The following is a 15,498-nucleotide window of genomic DNA, read 5'->3' as shown; positions in this document are numbered from 1 at the left end:
AATGAGCATATCTACTCCACTATCATGAGCGGCATCAGAACTACTACGCGGGCTACCTTTTGCCACTCACCTTACGGCCGCTTAAAGCGCTTCTTGCGCATATTGAAAAGCTCCCCAGATGTTGGTTACTGATTTCTCAGTCCAACTCCTGGGGAGCAGATCAAAATGGGCGGACCCTACCTGAAACGAGAATATTTAGCCGTTGAAGGTGTCCGGGTTTGGTCCGGTGCGGCCGTCGCGATCAAGTGCGTCGATGCTGGCCAGTTCATCGCCGGTCAGTTCAAAGCCGAACAGATCCAGGTTGGCGATGATGCGGGACTCGGTGACCGACTTGGGGATGATCACGCGGCCCTGCTGCAGGTGCCAGCGCAGGATGACCTGTGCAGCGGTAGCCTTGTGAGTCTCTGCAATCGCGAGGATGGTTTCATCAGTGAGCATTGCTCCCTGAGCCAGCGGGCTCCAAGCTTCGGTGACGATACCGTGCTCGGCGTTGAAGGCAATAACTTCTCGGTTCTGCAGGGCCGGGTGTAGCTCAACCTGGTTCACTGCTGGAGTGATGGTTCCCCCAGCGATCAGCTTGTCCAGGTGTGCTGGCTGGAAGTTCGAAACGCCGATGGCGCGGATCTTCTTCTCTGCGTACAGCTTCTCCAACGCCTTCCAGGTCTCCACGTAGAGATCCTTTTCAGGAGCTGGCCAGTGGATCAGGAACAGGTCCAGGTAGTCCAGGCCCAAACGCTCCAGGCTTGCATCGAAGGCTTCGAGAGTCTGCTCGTGACCCATGTCTGCGATCCAGATCTTGGAGGTGATGAACAGTTCCTCGCGGGCAATGCCAGACTGAGCCAGCGCCTTGCCAACGCCCTCTTCATTGCCATAGATGGCAGCGGTGTCGATGCTGCGGTAGCCGGCCTTAAGTGCTGCGCTCACTGCGGCTGTGGTTTCCTCATTGGGAACCTGGAAGACTCCGAAACCTACCTGAGGCATTTCAACGCCGTTGTTCAGGGTGATGGTTGGGATGGCGGTAGTCATATCTAACTCCTAAAAATTGGTTGAAAAACTGGGGAAATCTGTTGGTTAGCTAGCTGGAACCAGCTGAGGTGCCGCGGCCGAGGCCTTCTTGGCCAAGCCCATGGCAACCAGAATGACAATCAGCGCAACGAGGGTGATCAATGCACCGATCCAGATCGGCGAGGTGTAGCCGAGACCTGCTGCGATACCCAGGCCGCCGGCCCAGGCACCCAATGCGTTGCCGACGTTGAAGGCACCGATGTTGGCGCCCGATGCCAAGGTTGGCGCATTGCCGGCGTACCGCATGATGCGGCTCTGCAGGCCGGGAACGGTTCCGAAGCCGAAGCCGCCCATGAGCAGCAAGGCGACGACGGTAGCGATCTGGTTGCTTGCGAAGAATCCGAAGAAGACAAGGACGACCAGCAGTGCCGAGATGAAGAAGAGCAGGGTGCGATCGATGCTCTTGTCGGCCATGCGTCCGCCGATCCAGTTGCCCACGAAGAGGCCCACACCGAAGAGCATCAGCAGCCATGGCACGATGGTCGCATTGAAGCCGGTGATTTCGGTCAACGTGTAGGCGATGTAGGTAAAGGCGCCGAACATGCCGCCGTAGCCCAGGATGGTGACGCCAAGGGAGAGCCAGACCTGCAGGGAAGCGAAAGCGCCGAGTTCCTTGCGCAGTGAAATGCCTTCGGCTGCGTGCTTGATCGCGGGAACCAGGACGAGGATTCCGATGAGCGCCAGGACGCCAATGCCGGAAATGGCCCAGAAGGTCGAGCGCCAGCCCGAGTGCTGTCCAAGCAAGGTTCCGAAAGGAACGCCCAAGACGTTGGCGGCAGTCAGCCCGGTGAACATGATGGCGATAGCGCCGGCCTTCTTATTGGCCGGAACCATGTCAGCGGCCACTACCGAGCCGATGCCAAAGAATGCACCGTGACATAGTGCGGCGATGACGCGGCCGATCATGGCCACTTCATAGTTGCCGGCCAGCGCGGTGAGCGAGTTGCCGATGATGAACAGAACCAGCAGGCCGACAAGCACCGGCTTGCGTGGCAGGCGGACGGTTGCTGCGGTCAGGCCAAGGGCTCCCACAACAACGCTGAGTGCGTATCCGGAAATGAGCCAGCCAGCTGCGGCCTCGCTGACTGCGAAGTCGGTGGCCACGTCTGGCAATAGGCCCATGATGACGAATTCAGTAAGCCCAATGCCAAAGGCACCGATGGCCAACGCAATAAGACCGAGCGGCATAGCGTTACTCCTGATAGACTAGATAAATTAGTTGCACACGCTTGTTATTGCGCGATGGATACTATCGTTGCACACGCAACTAACCAGCGCAAGCAAGTATTTTTGGAGGAACCCATGGGAATCGCAGATGATGCTGTCGAAATCCGTGCTCGTGGATGGCGCACTTTGGCGTCACTGCACGGATTAATCGATGCCGCACTAGAAAAGGACCTGACCGCCCAGGTCGGGCTTTCTGTGGTCGAGTACACATTATTGGACGCCTTGAACCGGCAGGACGGCTGGCACATGCGCATGGCGCAGTTGGCCCGCGCCACCGCACTGAGCCCCAGCGCAACGACGCGCCTGGTCACGAGGCTCGAAGATCGCAATCTGCTCTCGCGCGTGCTGTGCGCGGACGATCGTCGCGGCATCTACACCGAGCTCACCGCCGCTGGGCACGAGCTGTATCAAAAAGCCAAGCCTATCCACGATGCCACGCTGGAACGCGTGTTGAAGCAAGCCGAGGAGCAGCCCGAACTGGCGCCGCTGGCCCGCATTCTCCACGAGTTCTCTGCCGCTTAGCCAATCGATGATTCCGCAGGAAGGATCAAACTTGCCGCGTCCAAAATTCTCCGCTGTGCTCTTTGATTGCGATGGCGTACTGGTGGATTCCGAGTCCATCACGAACGCAGTGCTCCGGGAGATGCTCATTGAATTGGGATGGAACATCAGCCAGGAAGAATGCATCAGCATCTTCATCGGCAAGGCCCTCAAAGACCAGTGGGAACCCATCCTGGCGCATACCGGTGTGCGCATTGACGAGCAGTGGATTACCGGGTTCAGGCAACGCCGCGATATAGCCCTGCGCGAAAACTTGCAAGCCGTGCACGGTGCCTTGGAAGCCGTCATGCAGATATCTGCCGCCTACGGCGAAAAGATCGCCTGCGCCACGGGAGCCGACCGGGCCAAGGTCGAGATGCAGCTATCGATAGCCCAGATGGCGCCATTCTTTGGCAATCGGGTCTATAGCGGCATGGAGTTTGCCCAGAGCAAGCCCGCGCCCGATGTCTATCTAGCTGCAGCCGCCGGGCTAGGAATAGATCCGATCCAAGCCGCGGTCGTTGAGGATACGGTCACCGGAGTGAGCGCCGGGGTTGCGGCCGGAGCCACGGTCTTCGGCTACTGCCCGGGTGGACCCATCAGCAGCACCGAGGAAAAGCTCTTGGCGGCAGGCGCTGCCGAAGTATTTACCAACATGGATCAGCTACCGGGGCTTCTCACGCAAAAATAGCTGAGGCCAGGGGCATTTGGATGCCACAAGCAATGCATCTCAGCCCCAGGGATCCAAGGTGAATTCCTTGCCTAGCGGACCGCGCCCGGCCAACCACGCAACCAGCTCGGTGCGCGCTTCCGGGTTCGCCAAGCGTTCGGGAACCGTGGCCAGCAGGTTGCCCAGATCCCATATTGTGTATTCTTCGGGCCACTGGCTTGGCGAGTATCCCAGCCCAAGATCGACAAGATGCATCTGGACTTCGCGCAGGCGGTGAGCTGGACAACCACCAACACCGTAGTGCCCGCCGCCCATGAAATCGGCGTTAGGCCAGTGAGCCTGCTCGCTTTGCTCAAGAAGACGGTCTAAACGACGAACGCTCGATTCAAGATCCGCCAAGATTTCAGATGCTGCATTCCCCGCACCGTCCTCAATTTCTTGGCGACGCTGCTCTGGACCGTTGGCGTATTTGGGAACGTCCTCGCCGTTCAAGGCTCCTTCCAGACGCCGTGCATGTGCATCGGCATTTCTCGCAAGATGCGTCAGCACATGGCCTACGGACCAACCGGGCAATTTGCTGCCCTGTTGCATGCTCACGTCGCCGAGACCAACCACATGCTCCAATAGCTCCGCGTGGGATTCGAGGCATAAACGTGCAGCCACGCTCGGATTCTTCTCAAGATCCATAGTGGTCCTCTCGCTGGCCAAGACAGTCAATACTCGGGTGATTGAGTTCAGCTTACGGTCTGTAGCAGCTCAAGTGGTGCTCTTTCGGACCTACTCGGAGGAGGCAAGGAGTACTTCCAAGGTTTCCCGCCCAACAATACCCAGAAGATCATCGGTGCCAAGATTTGCGGTGAGCATGGCATACCGCAGTGCCCAACCGCGCGCTCGTTTCCACGTTGGGCTGCCGACTGCGATGCCATAGCTCTCGAAAGCTCGGCTAATGCCAGTGGGGGTGAAATGCATCCAGAACATGCCCAGATCCGAGGCGGGGTCGCCAACGCATAGATCCCCGTAATCAACCAGGGAGACAGCGGGATGCGGCAGCTCGTCGCCAACAATGGTGTTGTGTGGATGCGGATCACCATGCATCCACACTGGAGCGCTCTGATAATCTTCAGCCTCAACGGCTTCCTCCCACAGCGCTAGGGCGCCGGGCCTCAACGACGAATCCAAGTTCGAAATTTGCTCGCGAGTCCGTGCATCCAATTGCGCCAACGCACAACCTCGAAAGCCGCTTCGTGGTTCCGGCGAACTTGCAGGTTGATGAAGAGCTCGCAGCAGTCCAGAAAATTCTTCCGCGTATCCATCGCGGTCGGGCCGCTTGAACCGAGCCGCACTGGTACCAGGAACGTAGCGGCAAATCGAAAAAGTATAGGGGTAGCTGGACGTGGGCTGCCCTTCAAAGATCGCCAGGCCAAGATCAATCCCGCAGTCCTTTGCCATTTGCGGCAGCCAGCGGCGTTCCTTGATGCCAATCTCCTCCCCCAGCTGTCGTCGGGGCAAGCGAATCATCAGGGAATCCCCGAGGCGATAGACCTCGTTGTCCCATCCGGTAGCAAGGTATCTGACCTCTTCATGAGCCCACTGTGGCGCCTGTGCGGCGACCAGCTGGCGGACCATTGACAAATCGATGTCGACTTCAGCGTCGGGCATGACGGACTTCTTAGCTGATGGCTGGCTCATCGCTCAATACTAATCTTCCGCATTGAGCTGACCGCAATTTAGCCCACTGAATTGGAATCCGTGAAGCGCCGCACCTGGTGTCATGAATTGAAGCAGGCCAGATCTCTGATGGCAAGATGACAATCAAACCCACTTGAATCCATGAGGAAGCAGACCGCTATGCATGTACTTCCCGTTGTTCGCTATGCAAACCTGTCGGCTCAGCCTTGGAAGAACGGCAAGGGAGTGTCGCGCACCGTCCTCAGTGACTCGGATGCCCGTGGTACGTGGTCCTGGAAAGTCAGCATTGCTGAAATTTCCCAGGCCCAGCCCTACAGCCAATATCCGGGAATCCAGCGGATTCAGGTGGCCTTAGGTCCTGGCGAGATCGACTTGACCGTTAGTGGCCAGACGAGTCGCCTCCGTGCTGGTGAACAAGCAGCGTTTGCCGGCGACGACGAGGTTTCAGTTGTACCCCTGGGCCCTGGATTCCTGGCCCTGAATTTGATGTTCATCGGCGAAAAATGGGAGGCTAGCGTTTCCACGGTGGACTCGACCACCGGGAGTTCACCGCGCAACGAAGTGAGAATCCTCGTGGCATTGGACAATACCTGTCGAGTTGGAAGTGCGGAACTCGCATGCTTGGATGCACTACTGATTCCCAGAGATACACCTGTAACCACTGTGGGGCGTTTTCATCTTGCAACTTTGATCCCTCGGGGCACGGACACCAAATAGGTGTAACCGGGGTTACCGAGAACGCCGTGGTTTTTCCTGCTGCTGAAACCGCCAGTGATTGACTCTGACGCTACTCTGCACGCAGGCTCCCGTCGTCTGGCCGATGCGTCTTTCAGCTCTTGCCCGCGGCTCATGGCAACGCCTGCTTTCGTCTAGACTCGGGGCATGAATTCACTGTCGAGCAGCGAGCAGATCCTAGCCACACTTCTACTCGACAAGTTCGACCAGCTGTTCGAAACCGTCAACGAAATTCCAGACGAATTGATCAACAGCTGCTTGCCGATGGAAGGCAGCAACTCGCCGGTGCAGATTCTGTTGCACTGTTGCGGCATGATGCGTCGCTGGTCCTCAACGGTGAATCTCGGCATCACAGTCCCCCGGGATCGGGATGCAGAGTGCAGCGCAAAAATGGACAAGCCGGGAGCAATGACGTTGGCTTCCGAAACCAGAACAGCATTCGCCGCAGATATTTCGCGCACCGAAATGCAGCAAGCTCCCGCCGTTTTGCCACGGGGCCGGGAGGCCGAATATTGGATGTCCACCTGCGAAGGCGTCCTGCTGCATGTGTACGAGGAGTTTTGCCAGCACTTGGGCCATCTGGAAATTACTCGCGATTTCTTGTGCCGCCCTGCTCAATGAAATCGTGAACGACGACGTCAGATTTTCAGGTCATCCCAGTCGAAGCTGGTCATTTCGCCACTCTCCCAATCCTGGCGGAGAATGGCTTAGGCGACCGATGCCAATCTTGTGCCATCATCGGCGGGCCAGCTCATCCGATAGTGGGCTTCCTTGAGGAAGCCAGCCTTCAGGAACACCTTGCGCATCCCTATTTTGTCTACTCTGGTTTGCCCCTCGAATCTCACGGCTTCGGGCTTGTCCAGTCCGGGCGAACATGAAACTCGAACTTGCTGCTCGATAAGAACGCGATATTCATGGCGCAAGCCCATGCAAACCATGTCAATTGCGGTCTGCCTGGACATGGGTTTGGTCGCCATCGCAAGCTGCCGGATACCCGCTGTCGTTTCAGTCTTCTTTAAATGACTCCAAAACCTCTCGCGTCGAAACGACCCGCGCAAAGCCATCTCCATGAAGATTTGTCGCTGTCACCTGCATCAAGGTGGCAGTTGGAATGACGGTGCCATCGGGCCCTGCCAGATCGAACGTTCGTGTGGCATCCAGAGGAACAATGACATCAAACCCGAGGTTCCCGCCCATGCGGGCGGTCGTCTCCACACATAGATTGGTTTGGATTCCGCAGACTACAATCTGCTTGATCTGCTGCGATACAAGCCAACTTTCCAGATCCGGCGAACCATAAAATGATGAATTCACTGTTTTAGTCACCAGCAGATCAGCTCTGACCGCTTGCACCGATTCGTGAAGGCCATTGCCGGCTCCGTCCGCGAACAAGGGCGAATTCGGATTCCGGCTATCGTGCCGGACGATCACTATCGGCATGTGCCTGGCGGACCATTCCGCAAGAAGCCGATCAACGTTGTTCTCGCATTCCGGGTAGTTGGTCGTCGGCCCCCATGAGGCGTCGTAAAAACCCTGCTGCATGTCGACCACGATTAAAGCCGTCGTGTTGTTTGCAATCATGGTTCCACTTCATCATCGAAAGGAGGAGGCAACCAATGGCATGAATGACATGATTCGATAAGATTACGCCATGACCATCGTGGGAATTCTTGTGGGCCCAGGACGCCGCGCCTTTGATATCGAAGTTGCGCGCGAGGTCTACGATGACCGCTCGGATCGGGGGCTGCCCCAGCCGGAGGTCCGCATCCTCGCGGCCAGAGCCATCACCGATCTTGATCCGCTCCATTCGATGCGGCGCACCCACGCGCTCTCCACGGCTGACCAGCTCGACATCCTCGTAGTCCCGGGCTGCGTCGACCCGCTCGCAGCCCCTAGAGCCGAGGAAGTCTCCGCCGTAGCACGAGCAGCGGCTGCCGGAGCGCTTGTTGCCTCATTGTGCACCGGAGCATTCACACTGGCCGCCGCTGGCCTGCTTGATGGACGGGCAGCGACGACCCACTGGCGCTTCGCCCAAGAGCTTGCCCTGCGGCATCCGAAGGTCGAGGTCCGGTCCCGGGATTTGTACTGTGGCGGAGACAAGGTTTGGACATCCGCCGGTGTCACGGCAGGAGTTGATCTCCTGTTGCATTTGCTCCGGATGGATTGGGGATCCAGCGCGGCGGAAACGGTCGCGAAGGCAATGGTCACCCCTGTGTGCAGGCCGGGAACGCAAGCCCAATATGCGGATACCAGCCTCCCCATCAAGGCTTGGCCCTCCGTCGAGCAATTGCATTTGACGGTCAGCGAGGATCTCCGGCGGCCTTGGAACATCAAGGAACTCGCAGCTGCCTGCACCATGTCCCCGCGCACCTTTCACCGCTGGTTCGCCGCCAATCTCGGGACAACGCCTCTTGCTTGGCTCAACGGCCTTCGCGTCCGCGAGGCCCAGCGTCTCTTGGAGCAGACGGACCTGCCCGTGGGCGCCATTGCCCGCGAGGTCGGCTTCGCTTCTGATGATCTGCTGCGTAAGCATTTCATCGCCCGGCTGGGGGTCGCACCTACGCACCACGCAGCAGCGTTCCGCCGACAACGTCCTTGATCATCGGGGTTGTCCCCTGCCAAGCCATTTTCGCCAGTGCAGGCGGTCTCGGCTCGCCGGACAGCGCTTGGCCGGCAAGCTCTCGACCGGCACCGTCCCCACGGCAAATTGCTCCACTGGTTCGATGCGCCCGTTCAGAACCTGGCCGCCTCTCTCAGGCAATGGGCTCTGGCTATGGTGCAGGCGTGATCGTGGGCCACCAGCCTTGGGCACTTCAATCCGCGTGTGGCTGGCCGGTGAGAATATGCCGTATCAGGCAGGGAGCTGCAAGCAGCCGATGATTGGGTCGTCACGAGGTGAAAGGATGGATTATTCGATCCCCACCACGAAAGCATGGATTCAAGGGCACCCGTTCCCATCACCCGCTACGCGCAGCTGGCAGCTCGACCTTGGAAGAATGGACAAGGAATCACGCGCACGCTCTGCAGCGACAGCACTGGAATCGATGACAGCTGGACCTGGAAGATCAGTATTGCCGAAATCACCGGCACCCAGCCATACAAGCTTCTATCCGGGAGTGCGGCGCGGGCAAATGGCGTTCGGCCCTGGCTCAGTTGACCTCGTGGTCAATGGCCGCAATGTCCTGTAGCCGGTCGAAGACGCCATCGTCTTCGAAGGCGAAGACGATGTATCTGCTACTCCCGCCAGCGAAGGTTTCCTGGACCTGGACGTCATGGGGCGGCGCAGCAAGTGGGAACCATCGGTGCAGATCGTGGACTCGCCGGCCGCCAACTTCCGCTAATCGAGGATCCAGGTGCTGGTGGCACTGGAGGATTCCTGCCCAATCGGCGGACAGTCATTGGCCCGGCTGGATTCAGTTTTCCTCGCAAGCCCTGCAGAGCAGCAATTTTCTGGACAGTTTGTGCTGGCCACCCTGGCAAGGCACTAGGAGGCGAAGGCGGGCAGGCACGTGCAGCACCGGGTGGGGCACGGATGAAACGCAGATGGCCCGCACTCGGCATGAGCGCGGGCCATCAGCGTGGTATTCAGCGAAGGGCTAGAGGCCCAGCTTCTCCATCACGATCTCGCGGACGCGGCCGGCGTCGGCCTGTCCGCGGGTGGCCTTCATGACAGGGCCCATCAGCGCGCCGATGGCCTGCATCTTGCCGCCCTTGATCTTCTCGACCACATCAGGCATGGCGGCCATGGCATCATCCACGGCCTTGCCCAGTGCGTCGTCGTCGTTCACGACAGCCAGGCTGCGCTTCTCGACGATTTCGCTCGGGGTGCCTTCCCCGTCAATAACGAACTCCAGGACCTGGCGGGCGATCTTGTCGTTGATCTTCTTCGCTTCGATCAGCGAGTTCAGCTCAACGATGGTCGCAGGGGTGACGCCCAGATCGGCGATGTCCTTGTCCGCGGCCTTGGCCAGGCGGGCGATCTCGCCCATCCACCACTTGCGGGCTACCGCTGCAGTGGCACCGGCGGCAACGGTCTGCTCGATCTCGTCGAGCACGCCGGCGTTGACCACGTCGCGGAATTCCTTGTCCGCGTAGCCCCACTCGGCCTTCAGGCGCTTGCGGCGCTCTGCAGGAGGCTCTGGCAAGCGGCCGCGCAGCTCTTCGATCCACTCGGCGGTGGTGACGATCGGCACCAGGTCGGGCTCCGGGAAGTAGCGGTAGTCATCGGCATCCGACTTCGGGCGGCCCGAGGTGGTGGAACGGGTGTCCTCATGCCAGTGGCGGGTTTCCTGGACGATCTTCGCCCCGGAATCCAGCACCGCTGCGTGGCGCTCGATCTCGAAGCGCACCGCGTGCTCCACGGCGCGCAGGGAGTTCACGTTCTTGGTTTCGGTACGGGTGCCGAACTTCTCGGCGTCCTTTGGCATCAGCGAAACGTTGGCATCGCAACGCACGTTGCCGCGTTCCATCTTGGCGTCGGAAACGCCCAGGTTCTTCACGATTTCGCGCACCGCGGCCACGTAGGCCTTGGCCAGCTCGGGGGCGCGCCTGCCGGCGCCAACGATTGGCTTGGTGACGATTTCCACCAGCGGCACGCCGGCGCGGTTGTAGTCCACCAGCGAGTAGTCGGCACCCTGGATGCGGCCTGCGGCGCCACCCATGTGGGTCAGCTTGCCGGCGTCTTCTTCCATGTGGGCGCGCTCGATCTCGACGCGGAAGACTTCGCCGTCTTCCAGCTCGATGTCCAGGTAGCCATCAAAGGCAATCGGATCATCGTACTGGGAAGTCTGGAAGTTCTTCGGGGTGTCCGGGTAGAAGTAGTTCTTGCGGGCGAAGCCGCACTTCTCGGCGATCTGGCAGTTCAGGGCCAGGCCAATGAGGATGGAGTACTCCACGGCTCTCTTGTTGACCACTGGCAGCACGCCGGGCAGACCCAGGTCGACCGGGGTGACGTTGGTGTTCGGGTCGTCGCCAAATGCGTTCGGCGCGTCGGAGAACATCTTGGTCTTGGTGTTCAGCTCAACGTGGACCTCGAAGCCCAGGACCGGATCGTAGCGATCCAGTGCTTCGTCGAAGTCGACCAATTCATCGGTGTAATTGCTCATGATCTCTAGGCCTCCTGCGCGATCGAAGCGGTGTCAATGGCTGGTGCCTGCGAGATCAGCGACTGGCCCCACTGCTTTTCCAGCAGGGTTTCCAGGGCGGCGCCGGCACGGTACAGGCGGGCGTCCTCGAACGCCGGAGCCAGGAACTGGATGCCCACCGGCAGGTTCTCGGACAGGCCGCCAGGCACGGTGATGCCCGGGACGCCAGCGAGGTTGGCCGGGATGGTGGCCACGTCGTTGAGGTACATGGCCAGCGGGTCGTTGTCGTTCGCGCCCAGCTCGAAAGCCACGGTTGGCGCGGTGGGCGAAACCAGCACGTCTGCCTGCTCGAACGCGGCGTCGAAGTCGCGCTGGATCAGGGTGCGGACCTTCTGGGCCGAACCGTAGTAGGCGTCGTAGTAGCCGGCGCTCAGGGCGTAGGTGCCCAGGATGATGCGGCGCTTGACCTCGTCACCGAACCCGGCGGCACGGGTAGCACCCATGACGCGCTCGATGGTCAGCGGGCCCTCTTCTGGCAGCACGCGGTTGCCGTAGCGCACACCGTCGAACTTGGCCAGGTTGGAGGAGACCTCCGATGGCATGATCAGGTAGTAGGCGCCCAGCGCGTACTTGAAGTTCGGGCAGGATACCTCGACGATTTCAGCGCCGGCGGCCTTGAGCAATTCCAGCGACTCGTTGAAGCGCGCCTGGACGCCCTCTTGGTAGCCCTCGCCAGTCAGTTCCTTGATGACGCCAACGCGCAGGCCCTTCAGGTCCCCGGTGGCACCGGCTTCAGCAGCGGCAACCAGGCCTTCTAGGTCCTGTGGCAACGAGGTGGAATCCTTTGGATCGTGCCCGCCGATCAGTTCCTGCAGGTAGGCCGAGTCCAGCACGGTGCGGGAGACCGGGCCGATCTGGTCCAGCGAGGAGGCCATGGCGATCGCGCCGTAGCGCGAGACCGCACCGTAGGTCGGCTTCACGCCCACGGTGCCGGTGACCGCACCTGGCTGGCGGATGGATCCACCGGTGTCGGTGCCCAGTGCCAGCGGAGCTTCGTATGCTGCCACGGCAGCAGCCGAGCCGCCGCCGGAACCGCCGGGAATGCGGTTCAGGTTCCACGGGTTGCGGGTCACGCCGTAGGCGGAGTGCTCGGTGGAGGAACCCATGGCGAATTCATCGAGGTTGGTCTTGCCCAGCATTGGCAGCTTGGCAGCACGGATCTTTTCGATCACGGTGGCGTCGTACGGGCTCATCCACCCTTCGAGCATCTTCGATGCCGCGGTGGTTGGCTGGCCCTTGGTGACGATCAGGTCCTTGATCGCGATGGGCACGCCGGCCAGCGGATGCAGCGCTTCGGCTTCGGCGCCACCGGCGGCACGGATGGCGTCAACTTCTGCGGCTACTGCCAGGGCTTCTTCCGCGTTCACGTGCAAGAAGGCATTCAGTGCGCCGTCCACCTCGGCGATGCGGTCCAGGTGCGCCTGGACGGCTTCAACCGAGGTAACTTCGCCGGCGCGCAGCTTGGCGGCCAGTTCGGTGCCGGAAAGCTTGATCAGTTCGTTCATGGAATTATTCACCGTCCAGAATTGCCGGGACCTTGAAGCGGTCCGAATCCGAATCCGGGGCGTTGAGCAGGACTTCGTCGATGCTCAGCGTCTGCCCCACCGTGTCTTCGCGCAACACATTGGTCAGCGGGATCGGGTGGCTGGTGGCTGGGACGTCGGAGGAGGCGACTTCGCTGACGGACGCGATGGCACCGACGATTGCGTCGAGCTCACCGGTCATCTTGTCCAGCTCTGCGCCGCTCATCTCGATGTGGGCAAGGTGTGCCAGATGCACAACGTCCTCACGGCTGATGGCAGACATGTATCTCCCTTTGAATGGCGGTTGGGTTTCATAGACAAGTCTATCCCTTGCAGGCTCGCCATCAGACCTTTATGTGGCGCAGTAGTTATGCTGTGCGCAATACCAAACCGGTCAATTCCTGGCCCAGCGCGTTTTCCCAGTAGCCGATGACCCCGTCACCTGCGGAGGCAGTCACAACGGGCTTGCGGATAATCACCGCATCCTTGCCAGCGGTGTGGCCTTTGACCTTGACCCGCGGCTCGTCGGTGAAGGACTCGGAATGATGCTGCGCCGTGGTGTTCCCGGCCAGCAGTTGGCGGGCTTGGGCGATGAATACCGGGTCCCCGGCGGCGTCGTAGATGAAGCGCTCGCCCAAGATGGCATGCTCGCTGGTTCCGATCAGGTGCTTGTCGCCGCCGGGCAGCCGGGCCTCGCGGTAGGTCAGTGGCACGTGGTACACCACATCCGAGGTGTCCGAGTGGTCGGCGTAGATGCGCAGTTCCATGCCGACTTTGCCTTCGGGGTCCTCCAAGCGGAAGCCGCCGATGTGCTGGAGCCTTGGGGTGCCTTTACCGGTATAGAAGTCCTGCTGGGGCAACCACGCAGATACCAACTCGTCCTTGCTTGGCGACATACTGGTGTTGTAGACAATTCCCATGGGCTTAGTCTGTCAACTGTGCCATGGCCGCACAAGTCCTACTTGGCCGCGGCTTGGAGCATTGCCTTGACCAGCGGGCCCGCGCTCTGCGCCCCGCCATCGCCGTCTTCGACAAAAGCAGCCACGGCGAGGTCGCCCTGGGCGACGATGGCCCAGGCGTGGGCATTGCGCTCGCTGTCGTATTCTGCGGTGCCGCTCTTGCCGATGATCTTGCCACCAGGCAGCGTATTCAAGTCCTTGAGCGTGCCGTGGTCGATGACTTCACCCATCATGCTGGCCAATTGCCCGGCCTCTTTTTCGGTGAGCTCTGAGGCCGGCTTGGCTGGGGCGTTGGGCTCCGGAGACACCACGAGCTTTGGCTGGACGGTCGACTTGGCCTGGACCGAGGCAGCCACGGTGGCCATCCCCAGAGGCGAGGCCTGCACCACGCCCTGGCCGATCATGTTCGCGGCCTGAGTGGTCCCCTCGGAGTCATCGGGGACCGAGCCGAGCACCGCCCCGACCCCTGTGCCATCTTCTCCGGTCAGGCCAAGTGCTGCGGCGGCTTCAGCCAGCTTCTCGCCACCGATTTCCGCTCCCTGGTTCACGAAAACGGTATTGCAGGACTGGGCAATGGCTTCGGACAGCGGAATCGTGCCCAGCTGGGCGGCCGGGTATCCGTCGTAGTTCTTGAAGGTCTTTCCATCCACCACCGTGGTGGCCGGGCACTGGACCTTGGAGTCCGGGGTGGATCCTGCACGCAGCATGGACAGTGCGCTGATCACCTTGAACGATGAGCCCGGGGCGTAGGCGCCCTGCAGGGCGGTGTTCAGCCCGGAGTCCACGGGGCCCGAAGCGGCAGCGAGCACGCTGCCGTCCGAGGGGCGGATGGCGACGATGGCTGAATTGGAATCGGCGTCTTCCAGCAGCTGGTCGGCACTTTGCTGCAGGTCCATGTCCAAGGTTGTTTCCACGTCTTTGCCGGCGACAGGTTCAGCGGTGAAAAGTTCAGCTTCAGCCTTGTTCTCGCTGTTGTACCGGGAAACCACAACGCCGTCGGTGCCCGAAAGCGTGTCGTTATAGGCCGACTGCAGTCCAGACATGCCGACCTGGTCGCCGCTCTTGATCTTGCCCTCGGACTTCTTGATGATTTCCGCGGTGGCTTCGCCGACGGATCCCAGCAGCGGGCGGGCGAAGGAGCGAGTGGGCGCCAGGGGAATTTCGTCTTCCTGGAAGGTGGCTCCAGGGATCTTGTTGATTTCTGCGTCGGTGACTTCGCGGGTGGCATCATCGCGCAGCACGATGGCCTGGACCCAGGCCTTGTCGCCGGCGGCGAGCACGGTCTTGGCGTACTGCTCTTCATCGATGTCGACCAGCTTGGCCAGCTGGGTGGCGGATTTTTCCCAATTGGCTTTTTCGGTGTGGGTCTTGTCGATGCCCACCCGGATCACCGGGCGGTTGGTGACGATCTTCTTGCCGCCTGCCGCGGTGATGCTGCCTCGGTCGGCGGCCTGGTAGCTGGCCTTGAGGTAACCGCCGGTTTCCAGATCCGGTGCGAGCACCGATGGATCAAAGCGCAGCTTCCACTGCTCGGCGTCCTTGTCATATTCCCAGACGGCCTTGGTGGTGTAGCTCAGGTCCTTGTCCGTTTCGTCGACATCCCAGACCGTGGTGATGTCGGCCGTGGCGGTCTTGACGCCGTCAGTTTCTTCCTCGTCCTCGGCCACCGAGCTCACGGTGCTGTTGTGCTTGATATCGCCCATGGGGCCGAAGGCCGTTTCCTGGGCCTTGGCCACTGTCTGGGCATCGGAGCTGGCGAATTGCACCTTGGAGAAGTCGCCGGAGTTGATGGCTGAAACCAGCTCGTCGGCCACCGGGGCGGGATCGGGTGCGCCAGCGCTGCAGGCGCTCAGCGATCCCAGGGCCAGGGCAGCAACGGATAGGGCAACGGCAGAACGGCGAAGGTCACTCATAGCGCCATTCTATTCACGCGGGGAGGACTGTTG

Annotated in this window: 17 protein-coding genes; 6 read left to right on the top strand and 11 right to left on the bottom strand. The window is 60.6% G+C overall.

The window, feature by feature from the left end:
* Window positions 1-195 precede the first annotated feature (195 nt).
* Window positions 196-1,026, bottom strand: coding sequence for an aldo/keto reductase (locus tag OF385_RS04245; RefSeq protein WP_264277134.1), 831 nt, complete (start codon window positions 1,024-1,026; stop codon window positions 196-198).
* A 45-nt stretch (window positions 1,027-1,071) separates the two neighbouring features.
* The gene (locus OF385_RS04240) at window positions 1,072-2,253 is read right to left on the bottom strand and encodes an MFS transporter (RefSeq protein WP_264277133.1); all 1,182 of its coding nucleotides are present in this window, start codon (window positions 2,251-2,253) and stop codon (window positions 1,072-1,074) included.
* Window positions 2,254-2,367: 114 nt separating this feature from the next.
* Here OF385_RS04240 and OF385_RS04235 point away from each other — a divergent pair, with 114 nt between their 5' ends.
* Window positions 2,368-2,814 (top strand): MarR family winged helix-turn-helix transcriptional regulator, encoded by a 447-nt coding sequence (locus tag OF385_RS04235; protein WP_146277908.1) that lies wholly within the window; start codon window positions 2,368-2,370, stop codon window positions 2,812-2,814.
* 31 nt (window positions 2,815-2,845) lie between these two features.
* A complete protein-coding gene (locus tag OF385_RS04230; protein WP_264277132.1) occupies window positions 2,846-3,523 on the top strand; it encodes an HAD family hydrolase in 678 nt (225 codons plus the stop codon).
* Between the two features lie 39 nt (window positions 3,524-3,562).
* On the opposite strand, the gene OF385_RS04225 is transcribed toward OF385_RS04230, so the two are convergent.
* Together OF385_RS04225 and OF385_RS04220 are read right to left on the bottom strand one after the other, a co-directional pair.
* Window positions 3,563-4,165, bottom strand: a complete 603-nt coding sequence (locus OF385_RS04225) for a maleylpyruvate isomerase N-terminal domain-containing protein (protein WP_264277131.1) — start codon at window positions 4,163-4,165, stop codon at window positions 3,563-3,565.
* A gap of 114 nt (window positions 4,166-4,279) precedes the next feature.
* Window positions 4,280-5,191, bottom strand: a complete 912-nt coding sequence (locus OF385_RS04220) for an aminoglycoside phosphotransferase family protein (protein ID WP_264277130.1) — start codon at window positions 5,189-5,191, stop codon at window positions 4,280-4,282.
* A gap of 141 nt (window positions 5,192-5,332) precedes the next feature.
* Between OF385_RS04220 and OF385_RS04215 the strand changes: the two genes are divergently transcribed.
* Window positions 5,333-5,908, top strand: a complete 576-nt coding sequence (locus tag OF385_RS04215; RefSeq protein WP_264277129.1) for a HutD family protein — start codon at window positions 5,333-5,335, stop codon at window positions 5,906-5,908.
* 165 nt (window positions 5,909-6,073) lie between these two features.
* Window positions 6,074-6,547: a DUF664 domain-containing protein gene (locus tag OF385_RS04210; protein ID WP_264277128.1), complete on the top strand. Its 474-nt coding sequence runs from the start codon at window positions 6,074-6,076 to the stop codon at window positions 6,545-6,547.
* Window positions 6,548-6,633: 86 nt separating this feature from the next.
* Here OF385_RS04210 and OF385_RS04205 read toward each other — a convergent pair whose 3' ends face one another.
* Together OF385_RS04205 and OF385_RS04200 are read right to left on the bottom strand one after the other, a co-directional pair.
* Window positions 6,634-6,888, bottom strand: a complete 255-nt coding sequence (locus tag OF385_RS04205; RefSeq protein ID WP_264277127.1) for a hypothetical protein — start codon at window positions 6,886-6,888, stop codon at window positions 6,634-6,636.
* Window positions 6,889-6,931: 43 nt separating this feature from the next.
* Window positions 6,932-7,507: a cysteine hydrolase family protein gene (locus OF385_RS04200; protein WP_264277126.1), complete on the bottom strand. Its 576-nt coding sequence runs from the start codon at window positions 7,505-7,507 to the stop codon at window positions 6,932-6,934.
* 70 nt (window positions 7,508-7,577) lie between these two features.
* Here OF385_RS04200 and OF385_RS04195 point away from each other — a divergent pair, with 70 nt between their 5' ends.
* The gene (locus OF385_RS04195; RefSeq protein ID WP_264277125.1) at window positions 7,578-8,525 is read left to right on the top strand and encodes a GlxA family transcriptional regulator; all 948 of its coding nucleotides are present in this window, start codon (window positions 7,578-7,580) and stop codon (window positions 8,523-8,525) included.
* Between the two features lie 333 nt (window positions 8,526-8,858).
* Complete coding sequence (locus OF385_RS16700) at window positions 8,859-9,083, top strand: HutD family protein (protein WP_413468086.1); 225 nt, start codon at window positions 8,859-8,861, stop codon at window positions 9,081-9,083.
* Between the two features lie 439 nt (window positions 9,084-9,522).
* On the opposite strand, the gene gatB is transcribed toward OF385_RS16700, so the two are convergent.
* The 5 genes from gatB to OF385_RS04170 all read right to left on the bottom strand — a co-directional run bounded on the left by gatB (window position 9,523) and on the right by OF385_RS04170 (window position 15,465).
* Window positions 9,523-11,031, bottom strand: a complete 1,509-nt coding sequence (gene gatB, locus OF385_RS04190; RefSeq protein ID WP_264277124.1) for an Asp-tRNA(Asn)/Glu-tRNA(Gln) amidotransferase subunit GatB — start codon at window positions 11,029-11,031, stop codon at window positions 9,523-9,525.
* Between the two features lie 5 nt (window positions 11,032-11,036).
* On the bottom strand, window positions 11,037-12,575 hold the full coding sequence (gene gatA, locus OF385_RS04185; protein WP_264277123.1) for an Asp-tRNA(Asn)/Glu-tRNA(Gln) amidotransferase subunit GatA: 1,539 nt from the start codon (window positions 12,573-12,575) through the stop codon (window positions 11,037-11,039).
* A 4-nt stretch (window positions 12,576-12,579) separates the two neighbouring features.
* Window positions 12,580-12,876, bottom strand: coding sequence for an Asp-tRNA(Asn)/Glu-tRNA(Gln) amidotransferase subunit GatC (gatC, locus tag OF385_RS04180; protein WP_022875011.1), 297 nt, complete (start codon window positions 12,874-12,876; stop codon window positions 12,580-12,582).
* Between the two features lie 85 nt (window positions 12,877-12,961).
* Window positions 12,962-13,513: a maltokinase N-terminal cap-like domain-containing protein gene (locus OF385_RS04175; RefSeq protein ID WP_264277122.1), complete on the bottom strand. Its 552-nt coding sequence runs from the start codon at window positions 13,511-13,513 to the stop codon at window positions 12,962-12,964.
* Window positions 13,514-13,551: 38 nt separating this feature from the next.
* Window positions 13,552-15,465, bottom strand: a complete 1,914-nt coding sequence (locus OF385_RS04170; protein WP_264277121.1) for a penicillin-binding transpeptidase domain-containing protein — start codon at window positions 15,463-15,465, stop codon at window positions 13,552-13,554.
* Between the last annotated feature and the right edge of the window lie 33 nt (window positions 15,466-15,498).

The sequence above is a fragment of the Glutamicibacter sp. JL.03c genome, assembly GCF_025854375.1.
Classification (GTDB): Bacteria; Actinomycetota; Actinomycetes; order Actinomycetales; family Micrococcaceae; genus Glutamicibacter.
The sequence above is the reverse complement of the archived record's forward strand: the minus strand, read 5'-3'. Positions and strand labels throughout refer to the sequence as shown.

Bases quoted from the DNA above. Each gene is read 5' to 3' on its own strand.
- gatB (WP_264277124.1), bottom strand. From the start codon at position 11,031: ATGAGCAATTACACCGATGAATTGGTCGACTTCGACGAAGCACTGGAT.
- OF385_RS04170 (WP_264277121.1), bottom strand. From the start codon at position 15,465: ATGAGTGACCTTCGCCGTTCTGCCGTTGCCCTATCCGTTGCTGCCCTG.
- OF385_RS04235 (WP_146277908.1), top strand. From the start codon at position 2,368: ATGGGAATCGCAGATGATGCTGTCGAAATCCGTGCTCGTGGATGGCGC.
- OF385_RS04215 (WP_264277129.1), top strand. From the start codon at position 5,333: ATGAGGAAGCAGACCGCTATGCATGTACTTCCCGTTGTTCGCTATGCA.
- OF385_RS16700 (WP_413468086.1), top strand. From the start codon at position 8,859: ATGGATTCAAGGGCACCCGTTCCCATCACCCGCTACGCGCAGCTGGCA.
- OF385_RS04220 (WP_264277130.1), bottom strand. From the start codon at position 5,191: ATGAGCCAGCCATCAGCTAAGAAGTCCGTCATGCCCGACGCTGAAGTC.
- OF385_RS04175 (WP_264277122.1), bottom strand. From the start codon at position 13,513: ATGGGAATTGTCTACAACACCAGTATGTCGCCAAGCAAGGACGAGTTG.
- gatA (WP_264277123.1), bottom strand. From the start codon at position 12,575: ATGAACGAACTGATCAAGCTTTCCGGCACCGAACTGGCCGCCAAGCTG.
- OF385_RS04195 (WP_264277125.1), top strand. From the start codon at position 7,578: ATGACCATCGTGGGAATTCTTGTGGGCCCAGGACGCCGCGCCTTTGAT.
- OF385_RS04245 (WP_264277134.1), bottom strand. From the start codon at position 1,026: ATGACTACCGCCATCCCAACCATCACCCTGAACAACGGCGTTGAAATG.
- gatC (WP_022875011.1), bottom strand. From the start codon at position 12,876: ATGTCTGCCATCAGCCGTGAGGACGTTGTGCATCTGGCACACCTTGCC.
- OF385_RS04200 (WP_264277126.1), bottom strand. From the start codon at position 7,507: ATGATTGCAAACAACACGACGGCTTTAATCGTGGTCGACATGCAGCAG.
- OF385_RS04205 (WP_264277127.1), bottom strand. From the start codon at position 6,888: ATGTCCAGGCAGACCGCAATTGACATGGTTTGCATGGGCTTGCGCCAT.
- OF385_RS04210 (WP_264277128.1), top strand. From the start codon at position 6,074: ATGAATTCACTGTCGAGCAGCGAGCAGATCCTAGCCACACTTCTACTC.
- OF385_RS04240 (WP_264277133.1), bottom strand. From the start codon at position 2,253: ATGCCGCTCGGTCTTATTGCGTTGGCCATCGGTGCCTTTGGCATTGGG.